Here is a 510-nt window from a genome sequence, read left to right on the forward strand (position 1 = left end):
CGACTTCGTCATGAACCACACCAGCGACCAGCACCCGTGGTTCCAGGAGTCCCGCAAGGACCCCGACGGCCCCTACGGCGACTACTACGTGTGGGCCGACGACGACAAGCAGTACCAGGACGCCCGGATCATCTTCGTCGACACCGAGGCCTCCAACTGGACGTACGACCCGGTACGCAAGCAGTACTACTGGCACCGCTTCTTCTCGCACCAGCCGGACCTCAACTACGAGAACCCGGCGGTGCAGGAGGAGATGATCTCCGCGCTGAAGTTCTGGCTGGACCTCGGCATCGACGGGTTCCGGCTGGACGCGGTGCCGTACCTGTACCAGCAGGAGGGCACCAACTGCGAGAACCTGCCCGCCACCCACGAGTTCCTCAAGCGGGTGCGCAAGGAGATCGACACCCAGTACCCGGACAAGGTGCTCCTCGCCGAGGCGAACCAGTGGCCGGAGGACGTCGTCGACTACTTCGGCGACTACACCTCCGGCGGCGACGAATGCCACATGGC

1 protein-coding gene is annotated in these 510 nt (G+C 64.5%); it reads left to right on the forward strand.

The annotated features are described in order from the left end of the window. A partial coding sequence (locus IE318_RS44590) for an alpha-amylase family glycosyl hydrolase (RefSeq protein ID WP_268256797.1) occupies positions 1–510 on the forward strand: 510 nt, incomplete at both ends.

The sequence above is a fragment of the Streptomyces spiralis genome (genome assembly GCF_014654675.1).
GTDB classification, from domain to species: Bacteria; Actinomycetota; Actinomycetes; order Streptomycetales; family Streptomycetaceae; genus Streptomyces; species Streptomyces spiralis.